Raw genomic sequence first — 13014 nt, forward strand, 5'->3', positions numbered from 1 at the left:
CAAGTGATCTGATCCCCCTAAATCCCCCTTAAAAAGGGGGACTTTAAGAAATTTTCCCCCCTTCTCAAGGGGGGCTAGGGGGGATCAAAACGTGATGAGGCAACTTGATAAGACTTGTGTGTAGACGATAGGCAAGCGAGCAGGGGGCTATGATATACCTTATCTGATTAGGAAACGCTATATGTGATTGTCAAACCTGATAAATATGGGACTGAAAAAATAGTTACCTATGGAATGAATAAAGCAGTTTTAAATGAGCAAGAAGTGACTAAGAAAAATATTATTCAATTATTGGCTCAATTGACTGATGTTTATCAGAATACTCGCAATGAGCGCAAAGAAATAATGATGAAATTTCCTCCAGAGGATGAGGAGTTTTCGCTGTTAGAGGAAATTGAACTGTTGACGGTAAATCTCAGAGGCTATGCGAGTCAAGTTCAAGCCACTGGTCAAATTAACCATAAATCTCAGGCAATTGAGCAACTACAAGCCATGCGAGTTTTAAATGTGCCTCAAATTGCTAACTTCTACTTTAGCAATAATGACCAGTATGAACAGATGAAGAGTTATCTCAGAATATTAGATTACTTACGATTGTTACTGTGGGAATATTTGCAGTCTCAGTAATATCACAAAATACTGCTATCCACCTGTTCTGCAAACTCCTCTAAAGCTTGCACAGTTCCCACTTGCCAAGCGCGTTCCACTGTAGCAGGTATAATTTGCGTTAAAGGGATATGAGGAAAAGTAGGGCTAAGATCAGATTTAAGATAATTCCCGTTTTGGAGTAAATAAATAGTCAGCTTACTACTATCGTAAATCCATAATTCCGGAACGGCGATCGCCTCATAAGCATCCAGGGTTGTTTTAGAAGTGACATCCATCTCAATGGCTAAATCGGGAGGAGGTTCATCAGGTTCCAGTCTTCGGCGACTAATCATGCTTTGGTAATTCTGAATATAAAAGCAAGCATCCGGTTCTACCCCTGCGATATTTTCCCGTTTGAAGGTGGTTGAACCAAAAGGTTCGTATTTTCTCCCAGTCTTCTTGAGTAAAATTTTGACAATATCGGAAATTAAATCTTTTGGCTTTTCGTGTTCAGGTAGGGGAACCATGATTTCTAGCGTTGACTGACTATAAGCAATTCGTGCTGATCGCTTTTCGCCCAACTCTCTTAAAATGGACTCAAACTCCTCCCAACTTACATCTTGAATAGTCACTGTACTACCAGGCGCTAACCGTAATTGGCTCACTGGTTTCAGAACAGGGGATACAGCCGTCATATTTCACAGACTGAAAAGTACATTAGCTCCACCCTAACTTATCCCGGATTTCAGCAGACGCAATTTATCCCCTCGTTCCCCATTCTCAAACTCTTTGTCAACTGCGTACCAGCATTTTGATAAGTTAGTACATAGTTTGAAACAATTGCAGTTAAGTCTAAAGAGGGGATTACGTTGAGTAAACATCCAGATGCCATTGCACCCCACGGTGGACAATTGGTAAACCGTATCGCTACACCAGAACAAAAGGCAGAATTTCTCTCAAAAGCCGACTTTTTGCCACGAGTGCAACTTGATGCGCGGGCGGTTTCTGATTTAGAGATGATTGCTATCGGCGGTTTTAGTCCACTCACGGGTTTTATGAACCAGGACGACTACACCCGCGTCGTCAAAGAAATGCGGCTAGCGAATGGACTGGCGTGGTCAATACCCATTACACTGTCAGTAACAGAAGAAATAGCCTCCCCACTCCAGGAAGGCAGCCTGATTCGTTTGGATAACGCCAGCGGTGAATTTATCGGAGTTTTGCAACTTGAGCAAAAGTATCTCTACGATAAAACTCAAGAGGCGATTAATGTTTACCGCACTGATGACGCTAAACATCCAGGTGTGCAGGTAGTCTACAATCAGGGTTTTATAAATCTTGCAGGTGACATTTGGCTATTACAACGCGATCCCCATTCCCAATTTCCCGCCTACCAAATCGATCCCGCAGCTTCACGGCAGATGTTTAAGGACAAGGGTTGGAAAACTATCGTTGGTTTTCAAACTCGCAACCCCATCCATCGCGCCCACGAATATATCCAAAAGTGTGCTATGGAAACTGTGGATGGTTTATTTTTGCACCCGTTGGTAGGAGCAACAAAAGAAGATGATATTCCCGCCGATGTGCGGATGCGCTGCTATGAAATTTTGCTAGAACATCACTATCCCCAAGACCGAGTGATTTTGGCAATTAATCCGGCTGCCATGCGTTATGCTGGGCCACGGGAGGCGATCTTCCATGCTTTAGTGCGGAAAAACTACGGTTGTACTCACTTTATTGTGGGACGGGATCATGCTGGTGTGGGCGATTATTACGGCACTTATGATGCTCAATACATCTTTGAGGAGTTTGAGCCTGGTGAATTGGGTATTGTGCCAATGAAGTTTGAACACGCTTTTTACTGCACACGCAGCAAACAAATGGCGACAACTAAAACTAGCCCCAGCAAGCCAGAAGAACGTGTTCACCTCTCAGGAACTAAAGTCAGAGAAATGCTGCGCCGGGGTGAATTACCACCACCAGAATTTTCCCGTCCGGAAGTGGCGGCTGAGTTGGCGCGGGCAATGCAAGCCCAAGCATCTGCTTAAGGCATTTGTTAATCAGCGAACCGTATAAACTTTAACTTTACACTACAGACTTCAGCCCTATAAGCTGTTAGCTGACGGGCTGAGGACTGATGGCTAATTATGAAGCGTCGGACTTTTTTACAACGGATTGGTTCCATACTCGCGGTATTGGGTGTGACTGAAGCTCAGTGGTTGGCTTTAAGCGATCGCTACTCTCAAGCTTTGGCACAGCCTAGTCAACGTAAATTAGCATTATTGATTGGCATTAATCAATACCAAAATAGTCCTGCATTGGGTGGTTGTCTCACTGATGTAGAACTGCAAAAAGAACTGTTAATTCATCGTTTTGGCTTCCTCGCCTCGGATATCCTGACTTTAACGGAAGAAAAAGCTACTAGGAAATCTATTGAAGAGGCTTTTTTGGCACATCTGGGACAGCAAGTTAAAGCTGGTGATGTGGCTGTATTTCACTTTAGTGGCTATGGTACGCGCATCAAATCGGGCAGATTTATCGATACGGTGCAGAATGCTTTAGTTCCATCTCATCTTCAAGATTCACAAAAAGATGAAATAGTCAACTATATATTAGAAGAAACCTTACGGCTATTATTGCGATCGCTCCCCACAGACAAAGTAACAGCTGTATTGGATACGAGCTATTATGCTCCCAGTAAAATCCAGCCCACAGGATGGCGAATTCGTGTCCGCCCAGAATCAGCAGAAGCGCAACTAACAATTGAGGAACTTGAGTTTTTACAACAACTCAGAACTCAAAACTCCAACCCTAATCATGCAGTTGTGTTATCTGCCACTTCTGACACTCAACAGTTGGCTAGGGAAATACTATTTTCTGGATTTAGTGCAGGGTTATTTACCTACGCCTTGACGCAATACTTGTGGGAAACTACACCAGCAACGACAATTCAATTCAGCCTTTCCCATGTGGGAAGCTATATGCATCAACTGGGGAGCAATCAGCAGCCTGGATTGTTTAGTGAGCAGAAAGATCAACCCAAAGCGTTAACTGTTGAGAATTTACTCCTGCCAAACCGCACAGATGGGGCGGAGGGAGTGATTAGACTCATTGAAGATGATGGTAGAACAGCCCAACTATTTTTAGCAGGATTACCCCCACAAGTCTTAGAAAACTATGGAGTTAATTCCAGATTTACCTTATTCACGGGAGAGCAGTTAACATTGCGATCGCGCAGTGGGTTAACCGCAAAAGCCCAAATTTCTAAAAATAAAGCAGAAAGCCCCTTGCGGGGGCAACTATTCCAAGAAGCTGTGCGGGTATTACCCAGGAATATAAATTTAATAGTTGGTTTAGATACTGGATTAGAAAGAATTGAGCGGGTAGATGCGACAAGTGCTTTCGCTGCTATTGACCATATTTCTACTGTCATCGCCGGAGAACAACCAGCCGATTGTGTGTTTGGTAAACTATCAGAAACTTCCAGCCGCTATGGTTTATTTACTCCCGGAGGCCAACTCATCCCCAACACATCTGGGGAACCTGGGGAAGCCGTGAAATTGGTCGTGCAAAGGTTAGTACCGAAATTACCCACTTTGTTAGCAGCCAAGTTATGGCGACTCACAGAAAATGAAGGTTCTTCCCGCTTACCAGTTAAAGCCACCCTGGAAATCATTAATAACTTATCACCTCGCATTGTCATGCAACGCGAAACCACACGAACTCTGAGCATAGAACAACTGCAAAACAAATCACTACTCACACCCCTCAGTAATGCTACTGTGCCTATTGGTAGTCGAATGCAGTACCGATTGCAGAATCAGAGCGATCGCCAGGTGTATTTAATGCTGCTGGGATTAAAAAACAATAGAGACGCGATCGCCTTTTATCCTTGGCAATCCCCCGAAGAAACTACCTTTCTTAATTCCAAACCCCTGTTTCAACAAGTGGTTATAACCCCAGGTGAAACACTCTTATTACCAAAAAGTGTGACGGCTTCCGAATGGATGATCCCAGGGCCAGCTTATGAATGCGAACACCAACTAATTCTCAGTAGCGCTCCCTTTAAAGAAACATTAGGGTATCTAGAAAAGTCTAAGTATCCCATCACAGATCAAAGACCCTTCGGGGCATTATTGAAACCTTTGGAAATTGTCCAAGCATTGTTGCAAGATTTGCATAACGCCAGTGCAGTCAAATCCGAAGTTAGCGGTATATCCACTGATTCTTATGTATTAGATGTCAAAAATTGGGCTAGTTTCAACTTTGATTTTCAAGTAGCTTAAATCATAGATCCCCGACTCCTCATGCCAATCGGGGATCTAAATATTCTTTTTCCTTGTGCCAATACAGTTCAGTTAACGATAGATTCCGCTTAATTAGACATTTCTGAGCAAGAATGTAGAGACGCTACATGGAACCTTCTGACAACGGTTCACCGAAGACGCATATTTGTATTCCCTCGATGTCTATGACAAATACTTCCGCAACAATAACTCCAACTTTTCCTTAGTCGCCGCAGGTGCTTTATCCAACTGAGTGAAAATCGCATACTTCAACGCCGAATGAGCATCACTAATCGGCGGATTTTCACTCAAACGCCGCACAGTTTCTTGAATTACCTTTTGAGCATTAACTGCATTGCGCTGTAAATTACCAATTACCATTTCTACCGTCACACTATCATGATCTGGATGCCAGCAATCATAATCTGTGACCAGCGCTAAAGTTGCATAGGCAATTTCCGCTTCCCTGGCTAACTTCGCCTCTGGTAAATTCGTCATCCCAATCACTGTTGCATCCCAACTGCGGTAAAGATGGGATTCCGCCTGTGTGGAAAATGCCGGGCCTTCCATGCACACATAAGTGCCACCACGATGCAGACCGACATCTGGTAAATTTAGAGAAGCGATCGCATCTGCTAACACCCCAGCTAGATTCTGACAAATGGGGTCACCAAAGGCAATGTGAGCCACAATTCCCTCACCGAAAAACGTCGAAACCCGATTTTTTGTTCTATCAATAAACTGATCTGGGATCACCATATCCAGTGGTTTAGCTTCAGCCTTTAAAGAACCCACCGCACTAGCCGAAATTAAATACTCCACACCCACTTGCTTCATCGCGTAGATATTGGCGCGAAACGGCAACTCAGAAGGCAATAAAGTATGATTACGACCATGACGGGCTAAAAATGCTACTTTTGTTCCAGACAGTGTTCCCAAAATCAAAGCATCAGAAGGCGAACCAAAAGGAGTTTCAATTTGTACCTCTTCCACATCCTTCAGGTCTGGCATTTGGTATAGACCACTACCACCAATAATTCCAATACGAGCTAATCCCATTATTTTTAAGTTCTTCTTTGCTGAGTTCCCAAGTTATTTTACCGAAAAGGGGTAGTCGCAGGGGAGGCAGGAAAGTAACAATCAGCTATTGTGTATTTTAGGGTATTGCTACTTATGCGGTCAATACTCATTTATTCTGCACGTAATAATTAGTTTTTATTTATTCTTCAGTAGTGCTACTAAGGGCATATTTAGTAAAAACCTTTATATTAAGATTTATAAGTTATGAGATTTACAATATTTTTTTCATAGAGAATATGCAAAGTACCGGTTCCTCAAACCAAATATCGTTAGAGAAGCTATTAAAGCACATCTTCTCCATTGGCAGAATTACCCGCTACGATCAGCAGTTATTAATGTCAACGCTGCTTTCTAAAGAAGGCTTTAATGACGAAGAACGGCGGCAAATTAGCCGAGTGTTTGATGCTTTGCAAAGAGGATTACTGAAAGTAGTAGATTAGAATTTCACCTTTCAGCATCATGTCTAGAAATTGTTTAGACCATATTTTGTGTGCTTTCTTGAGGATACCCGTAAATATACTGTCCTAAAGCATTAGGCGAGGAATTGCAGCTAAATAGGCATTTATTTTAGCTTCTTTAAGTAGGCGTTGATCTGTACATCTTCCCAGAAAAACTCTCCACAACCAGCATAAATAGTAAAAGCAACTGCACCAACCGCCGCCCCATAGCACCGAAGAGAAGAGAAATCATCAAAGATGCAATTTAATCAGCGCGAGATAATTTAGAAACAGAGTTAGGGACTTCCAAGGAATAAAATCCTCAAATTGTAGTTAGGACGATAGTCCGTAACCCACCATTATCCTAAGTGATTACCGAATCAGTCTTGCATACAGTTGAGACTGTTGATGCTAAAGTTCCAGCACCAGAAATACCAAAGATCAAATTGAGGATAAAAGCATTTGAGGTTAATTAACCTTCTTTCATCTGTAATCCCATAGACGCTGGTTCAAAATTCTGGGGAAAATGAGTACTGCGATCGCAATCTGCTTTTTCCAGTTTCGCGCCCTTAAGATCAGCTTGACGCAGATCAGCCGAAAACAACAAAGCTCCCCGAAGATCAGCATCTTGCAAATTAGCTTGACTGAGATTTGCAAAACTGAGGTCACAGCCTCTGAGATTAGCACCATGGAGATTCGCTTCACTCAAGTCAGCGTAACTGAAGTCAGATCCTTTGAGATCAACACCTTGCAATTCAGCATCACCCAAGTTCGCCCCACTAAAATTGCGTTTACCCTCTGCGTACCTTTCCAGCAGAGTCACAGCAGTATTAATGATCTGTTGAGAGTTTGTTTCAGACATAGAACCGCCTCACAGCTTGTCACAGAATTATCGTATTAACGATGATCTCCACCACATTCATTCATCATAAGACTCCTGATGCCCAAATCAGCAGAGAATCAAAAATTGTGCGATCGCCTGTCTGTTTCTTTCACAGTATTTTCCACTAAAACCGTCTTTATCTGAATACACAATATCAGCTTCAATGTCATTCATATCCTGAAACTGATAGCCAGCATTGATTGCATTTGCACACATCCAATCACTAGACATAAACGCCGGCCATCCCCTTCGCACTGCTTCAGGAAAAATAGTATAAATAAAACTAATTTATTAAGAATAAAATTATATAAATTCACACCATGCTCATCCCCACCTTGGGGACGCTGTTCGGGTAGCGTCTCATTGAGAAGGTGGGGACTTCCGCGTTCAGTTAACCTTGATTCAGAACAGCCCTTAATTCTTTCAGCATCTTACCAGTTCGGATAAACTCTGGATCTTTTGCTAATTCTTGAAGTTCTTCAGGACTACTTTCCATCACAATGTTGTTGTAATCAATAATAGCAGCATTCAGCATATTGATATCTACAATGGGACTCTCCCCATTCTCAACAAGTGATTTATTTTGAATCACAGCAAATAGCATATTTACATCTTGATATTCCTGCAATATATTGTTTGCAGCTAGATTCAAGTTAAATTGAGTTGTTGGTGCAATACTCAAACTACTGCCAAGAAATGTTACATTGCGAATACCTGATATGGTATTTCTGATAAAGTTAAAGAAAGAACCATCGCCTGGGACAGGATTACCACCAGCATTTGCTCTCATGGGCGCACCCACTAGACAACCAAATAAAGTTAATCCAAGAGCAAGAGTCAAAGATAATTTTTGTTTCTTCATGAGTTTTATTTGTGATGTGATACACTTGCCAGACAATTGACTATCTAAAATCGAAAACCGTACCCTGCCGTTACCGATAAACCTAAGCCAGTATCCAAGTTATTAGTAACATCTGTAATAATAGCATTAATAACTATCTGTGTATCCTTGAAAGGAGCAAAAGATCCACCGATATTCAGAGCGTTTCCCGTCCAGCTACTTATCAGAGATGCTTGAGGAATCACTCTCAAACCTAAACTACCAAAAAGATTCACACTATTTTCATTAGCTTCTATTGCACCTTTAGAACTAAAAGCACCACTACCAAGACCTAGAGAAACAGTCAAAGGTAAGTAGTTCTGAGGGTTATCTGGTTGCAGAGCAAATGACTTAGTAAATACTCCATACATAGTATCTTTAACCAGGTTAACATCTCCCCATTTAATAGGATTTGACCAACCAACAGCTACAGCTGCACCATCCCCCAAATATCTGTGTAGCTTAAAACCTACACCGCCGCTATCGCCAAAATCAAAACTTGGACCACCACCCACACTGGTAATATTGATATTAACTTCCAATCCCACAGAATCAACCGGATTTCCCAACCCAAAACCAAGAGACACAGAACCATCGTTCCTATTTTTATCCTGTTCTAGAGGGAAAAATAAGCCCCCGCCAATATAGGCTTGACCTAAACTAGCACCATAAGCAGAAGGAGTACCAGCAGTTGAACCAGGAGCAGATTTTCGAGCTTCACCCTGGGTAACTATAGGTTCAATCAGAAGTTCTTGACGTAGTTTATTAACCTCGCCAAAAGAGTCGCCCACAGATGATGAAGAGTCTATTTGTACAAGAATTTGACTTTTTTTCTGCTCCAATAAATTAGTTTGCTCTTCTACTTCCTCTTTTAAAGACAAATCAGGATTACTAATTGAATCAGCAAATAAGTGCTTCTCTAAATTATCATTCCTTTTTAACTTGTCTTGAGATTCCCACGAAAAATTCTCAACTGAAAAAATATTGCTGAATGTTTCATCCTTGACATTAGCCGTAAAACTATCGCTAATACTTGCAATATCCAATTCAACAACAGGATTACTTTTTTTAGATTCTAACAATCTTTGTCGTAAGCTAAAATTCTGCTGTGAATTAAGTCCAGATAGTATAGAAGATGCTTTGAGATTTTGAGATGAACTCAATTGAAAATCAAGATTCTCAGAAACAACATTATCCACAGCAACTGCTGAATCGATAGTAATAGCTGTCAACAGGAGAAGAACAGTTGTCAAGGTTGTCCCTAATTTCCAGTAAGCATATTTAACACTAGTAACTTGAGAAGTATCAATCTTATTAATAATAATTTCTAATTGTGCCATTAAAAGATCCCTTATGTAAAAGTACTCACGTATAACACTTACACGCAAAATCTCTTAATTGGAACAGTAATATCACTTAATATAACGAATTAACATAGTAAATCAGTAAAATGCAGGTTATTAAGTTAAGTAAAATCTCAATCCGGTTTGGTTAAGCAAAAAGCTAAATTTTTAGAATCTTAAAAAGTGGATTATTACCTGATACCATTTCCTGATAAAGAACGCCACCGCCTGCGGCTCCTCGCCTTACCAGCTACGGTATACACACAAATGATTAAATTACCCCCAAATCCTTTTTTGTCGGGGTGTTGTCGCTAAGTGCAACGCACTATCCTAGATTTTCGGTGCGTTAGGAGTAACGTCAATAACACACGCTACCAAATGAAAGTAAATGTGGATCAGGTTTTCCGGTGTGTACACGGTAGCCCTGACCAGAGGGAGATTGGGAGAGTTCAAAATAATATGTAGCCATGCCTAAGCCACGCAAGCTATCCCACAAAATTGGTATGACAGTTTTGCTGATCATGTCAATTATTAACTTGAGCAGAACCCTATTAGACTCACCCCGCCTGGAAAATCAGAAATTCAAACTGTTGCTACCCGCCAAGGCTTAAAGCGTGGAGGCTTTACTGATTACTTTGGTTGATCATACTCATAAGTATTGAAATTGCCTTTCTGCCCATTAGCAACTACACCTAAAACATTAATAGGCGCTATTTTTAGCTCGGCTACCGCTCGCTCAAACACAGAACGATCTGTTTTATCTATCCTTGCTACCATCAATAGACCATCTGTTTGGGAACCGATCAAATTAACATCAGCTAGTCCAACCATAGGAGGAACGTCATAAATAACTAAGTCAAAGGTGTTATATAACTCAGCCATCAGTCGCTTCATTTTTTCGGATGAGAGCAATTTTGCACAATCAGGTGGGATAGGTCCAGCAGTAATTATAGATAATGTATTCATAGAAGGTAGTTGTTTTACTACTTTTTGTAATGGCAAATTTGAAGTAATTAAACTACTCAATCCCCATAGATTATTTAAATTGGATAAAGTATGAATATTCGGTCGGCGCATATCTGCATCAACAAGTAAAACTCGTCTCCCCATAGATGCAGCTGTTTGAGCTAGATGAAAAGCAATTGTAGATTTGCCGTCACCTTGCATAGCTGAAGTAATAGTAATAGACCGTATTTGAGAATCAGAATTTAACAATTGAATATTTGTATAAAGCATCCGTACAGCTTCTACAAAACTTTTGGAATAGTTGTTATACTCTTGTCCTGCTAGAGTAGTTGCTTCGGTAATACTTTCAGTAACTGAATCTGATAATTCAGTGATGGCATTTTGTCGTTTAATACTTTGGAATTTCACCGGTCGCAATTCTTCATTGAAGGGAATATTGCCCAGTAAAGGCATTTTTACTCTCTCTTTGAGGCTCCAGGCATTGTGATATGTATAATCAAGCTTTTCCATTAATAACGCTGCACCAATAGCCAATAAAATACTCGCAGCTAATCCTAGAATGAGTTCGCGTATAATACTTGAAGAAGCGACAGGAATTGTTGGCTCATTGGGTAGCTGAATCAATTGCCAACCGACTTCTGTCTGAGAAATTTGAATTTGCAAATTTTCGCGGGTAGATAAAAAACGATTCAGACTTTCAGTGGCAATTTGTAATCTCCGCTGTATTTCGGTATATTGTCGTATGAGGTTTGGTAATTGCTGACGTTGTTGTTCAAAAATTTGTTGGACTTTTTCCAGTTCTTGCTGATTAACCTCTAAAGACTGAAGTAGAGAGTTTGCTTCTGCTCGTTGGGTTAGTATATATCGAGCCGATTCTTTCTGCATTAATGGGATCAAGTTTTCCCGTTTCTCCTTTAATGTGATGATATTAGGGTTTTCATCTTGGAAAAGAGTTGATGCAGTGGCAATTTCAATATCTAATTTACGCAATTCATTATTTAACTCCTGATACACAGGATAGCTATCCAGCACTGCTTTCCTCCCGTCTTCAGTTTGCAAGAAAGCAGAATTCGCACGAGCTTGCGCTAGCTGGATTTCAAGTTCTTGCTTCTGTTGAGTTATACTACTAGTCTGTCCAGCTATTTGAGATGCAAGGGATTCTGGGCTATGAAAATTATACTTTTGTTGAAAAATTTGCAATTCTCTTTGAATTTGATTGACTCGATTTTGTAGAGATGGTAGTTCTCTGTTAATATATTGGAATCCTTGATTTACCCTATTTTGCCGTTTTTCCCGGCTATATTCTAAATAATCTTGAGAAATTTGCTCTAATACTGCTTTCGATTCCAGTGGATCTTGACTACGATAGCGGACTTCTAGAATCTTGGTTTCACCTAAACGAGCAATTTTCAAAGAATAGATCAGATAGTTATAGTTAATATATGGATAAGCAGCTTGTAACTGCTTAATACTTTTTTCAATTATTTCAGGACTCTTGAGGACTATAATTTGAGTTTCATAGTCTAAACTAGGTTTATTAAATGGGTCTAATGGATTAACTTCACTGACAATATCAACTATTTTAGTATCATAAGCTACAGGTTCGGCAAGCATCTGAAAACTGCTTTCATATTGTGGTTGTTTTGGATTTAATATAAAGTTGATAGCTACACCTGTCATCACAGTTGTCGCCACGCCTAAAATGACTACAACTCGGCGCTTTAACAAACCTAAAAATTCTTTATAGTTCCATTCGTCACCTTGATCCTCATTTTCCATAACATTTTGATATGGAAAAAATGGAGTTATAAAGTTTCTACTATCTTCGGGATTTGAAGGTTTGTATCCTTGATTCTTCATATATTGATGTGATGATGAAATTTTGCAGTAAGTAATCTATTAATAAATGCACTATTGAAGATACATAACCTCTGCTCGTATAAATAATAGCAGTGTATTATATAATGAAGTATCTTATTATATATTTAGTTTAACTGTAGTTATTACTATTTAGTTTATTTCAACAAGTTATCAACTGCACTGAATTATATATTTGTTTTATCTGGCAATCAATTTTGAAGATTGTAACGACTATCTTCACTAATATAGATAAAAAATACACCTCAATTATGTATGAATTACTTAATACTAATTTATACATAAACTTTAAGTATGGTGTGTTTCAGGATTTAGTATAGCATTTTATCTTACATAGTGATACCTTAGACGCTGTGAGCATTTACTGAAAGATTATATTGAAAATATACGTTGAAGACGTGATTGACAAATTGATTAAGTAAATATTAAATATTCGGCTTTTCCGTACCTGTTATGCTAAATGCGTATCAAATAAGCTTGAAACCCTTGTTGGGCAATAATAACAGGCTTTAGCATTAACGTTTGAATCTTGGAGCTTAAATTGAGGATCTAATCGCCTGTAAGCCTTGATTTTAAAGGGAAATTCTAGGGTTAAATTAAAATTTCAGCATAACACCTACCGAAGAACCAAGTATTCTGACGAGGAAGCATGAGTCTTACTATAACTGCATAA

The 13014-nt window shown here is 40.0% G+C and carries 11 protein-coding genes; 4 read left to right on the forward strand and 7 right to left on the reverse strand.

Annotated elements, in window-relative coordinates:
* The first annotated feature begins 183 nt into the window (after nt 1-183).
* Complete coding sequence (locus AACX33_RS08505) at nt 184-627, forward strand: hypothetical protein (protein ID WP_322744527.1); 444 nt, start codon at nt 184-186, stop codon at nt 625-627.
* Nucleotides 628-629: 2 nt separating this feature from the next.
* On the opposite strand, the gene AACX33_RS08510 is transcribed toward AACX33_RS08505, so the two are convergent.
* Nucleotides 630-1283: a Uma2 family endonuclease gene (locus tag AACX33_RS08510; RefSeq protein WP_193998673.1), complete on the reverse strand. Its 654-nt coding sequence runs from the start codon at nt 1281-1283 to the stop codon at nt 630-632.
* Between the two features lie 174 nt (nt 1284-1457).
* On the opposite strand from AACX33_RS08510, the gene sat reads away from it, so the two are divergent.
* Both sat and AACX33_RS08520 read left to right on the forward strand, forming a co-directional pair.
* The gene (sat, locus tag AACX33_RS08515; protein WP_193998674.1) at nt 1458-2636 is read left to right on the forward strand and encodes a sulfate adenylyltransferase; all 1179 of its coding nucleotides are present in this window, start codon (nt 1458-1460) and stop codon (nt 2634-2636) included.
* Nucleotides 2637-2735: 99 nt separating this feature from the next.
* Nucleotides 2736-4874 (forward strand): caspase family protein, encoded by a 2139-nt coding sequence (locus AACX33_RS08520; RefSeq protein WP_193998675.1) that lies wholly within the window; start codon nt 2736-2738, stop codon nt 4872-4874.
* Between the two features lie 183 nt (nt 4875-5057).
* Here AACX33_RS08520 and AACX33_RS08525 read toward each other — a convergent pair whose 3' ends face one another.
* On the reverse strand, nt 5058-5933 hold the full coding sequence (locus AACX33_RS08525) for an S-methyl-5'-thioadenosine phosphorylase (RefSeq protein ID WP_193998676.1): 876 nt from the start codon (nt 5931-5933) through the stop codon (nt 5058-5060).
* Between the two features lie 257 nt (nt 5934-6190).
* Between AACX33_RS08525 and AACX33_RS08530 the strand changes: the two genes are divergently transcribed.
* Complete coding sequence (locus AACX33_RS08530) at nt 6191-6394, forward strand: hypothetical protein (protein WP_193998677.1); 204 nt, start codon at nt 6191-6193, stop codon at nt 6392-6394.
* Between the two features lie 469 nt (nt 6395-6863).
* Here the strand turns inward: AACX33_RS08530 and AACX33_RS08535 are convergent, their stop codons facing one another.
* The 5 genes from AACX33_RS08535 to AACX33_RS08555 form a co-directional block, all read right to left on the reverse strand.
* The gene (locus tag AACX33_RS08535; RefSeq protein ID WP_193998678.1) at nt 6864-7253 is read right to left on the reverse strand and encodes a pentapeptide repeat-containing protein; all 390 of its coding nucleotides are present in this window, start codon (nt 7251-7253) and stop codon (nt 6864-6866) included.
* A gap of 87 nt (nt 7254-7340) precedes the next feature.
* Nucleotides 7341-7505 carry a hypothetical protein gene (locus AACX33_RS08540; RefSeq protein WP_193998679.1) on the reverse strand — a complete coding sequence of 55 codons (165 nt, stop codon included), beginning with the start codon at nt 7503-7505 and terminating at the stop codon, nt 7341-7343.
* Between the two features lie 160 nt (nt 7506-7665).
* Nucleotides 7666-8136, reverse strand: coding sequence for a hypothetical protein (locus tag AACX33_RS08545; protein WP_193998680.1), 471 nt, complete (start codon nt 8134-8136; stop codon nt 7666-7668).
* Nucleotides 8137-8180: 44 nt separating this feature from the next.
* Nucleotides 8181-9494 carry a hypothetical protein gene (locus AACX33_RS08550; RefSeq protein WP_193998681.1) on the reverse strand — a complete coding sequence of 438 codons (1314 nt, stop codon included), beginning with the start codon at nt 9492-9494 and terminating at the stop codon, nt 8181-8183.
* 633 nt (nt 9495-10127) lie between these two features.
* The gene (locus AACX33_RS08555; protein WP_193998682.1) at nt 10128-12323 is read right to left on the reverse strand and encodes a GumC family protein; all 2196 of its coding nucleotides are present in this window, start codon (nt 12321-12323) and stop codon (nt 10128-10130) included.
* Nucleotides 12324-13014 lie beyond the last annotated feature (691 nt).

Origin of the sequence: Nodularia sp. LEGE 04288 (assembly GCF_963896525.1) — a bacterium.
GTDB lineage: Bacteria > Cyanobacteriota > Cyanobacteriia > Cyanobacteriales > Nostocaceae > Nodularia.

Excerpts from the sequence above, each read along its gene's own strand:
- AACX33_RS08510 (WP_193998673.1), bottom strand. The coding sequence starts at position 1,283 with ATGACGGCTGTATCCCCTGTTCTGAAACCAGTGAGCCAATTACGGTTA.
- AACX33_RS08520 (WP_193998675.1), top strand. The coding sequence starts at position 2,736 with ATGAAGCGTCGGACTTTTTTACAACGGATTGGTTCCATACTCGCGGTA.
- AACX33_RS08525 (WP_193998676.1), bottom strand. The coding sequence starts at position 5,933 with ATGGGATTAGCTCGTATTGGAATTATTGGTGGTAGTGGTCTATACCAA.
- AACX33_RS08530 (WP_193998677.1), top strand. The coding sequence starts at position 6,191 with ATGCAAAGTACCGGTTCCTCAAACCAAATATCGTTAGAGAAGCTATTA.
- AACX33_RS08535 (WP_193998678.1), bottom strand. The coding sequence starts at position 7,253 with ATGTCTGAAACAAACTCTCAACAGATCATTAATACTGCTGTGACTCTG.
- AACX33_RS08540 (WP_193998679.1), bottom strand. The coding sequence starts at position 7,505 with ATGTCTAGTGATTGGATGTGTGCAAATGCAATCAATGCTGGCTATCAG.
- AACX33_RS08545 (WP_193998680.1), bottom strand. The coding sequence starts at position 8,136 with ATGAAGAAACAAAAATTATCTTTGACTCTTGCTCTTGGATTAACTTTA.
- AACX33_RS08550 (WP_193998681.1), bottom strand. The coding sequence starts at position 9,494 with ATGGCACAATTAGAAATTATTATTAATAAGATTGATACTTCTCAAGTT.
- AACX33_RS08555 (WP_193998682.1), bottom strand. The coding sequence starts at position 12,323 with ATGAAGAATCAAGGATACAAACCTTCAAATCCCGAAGATAGTAGAAAC.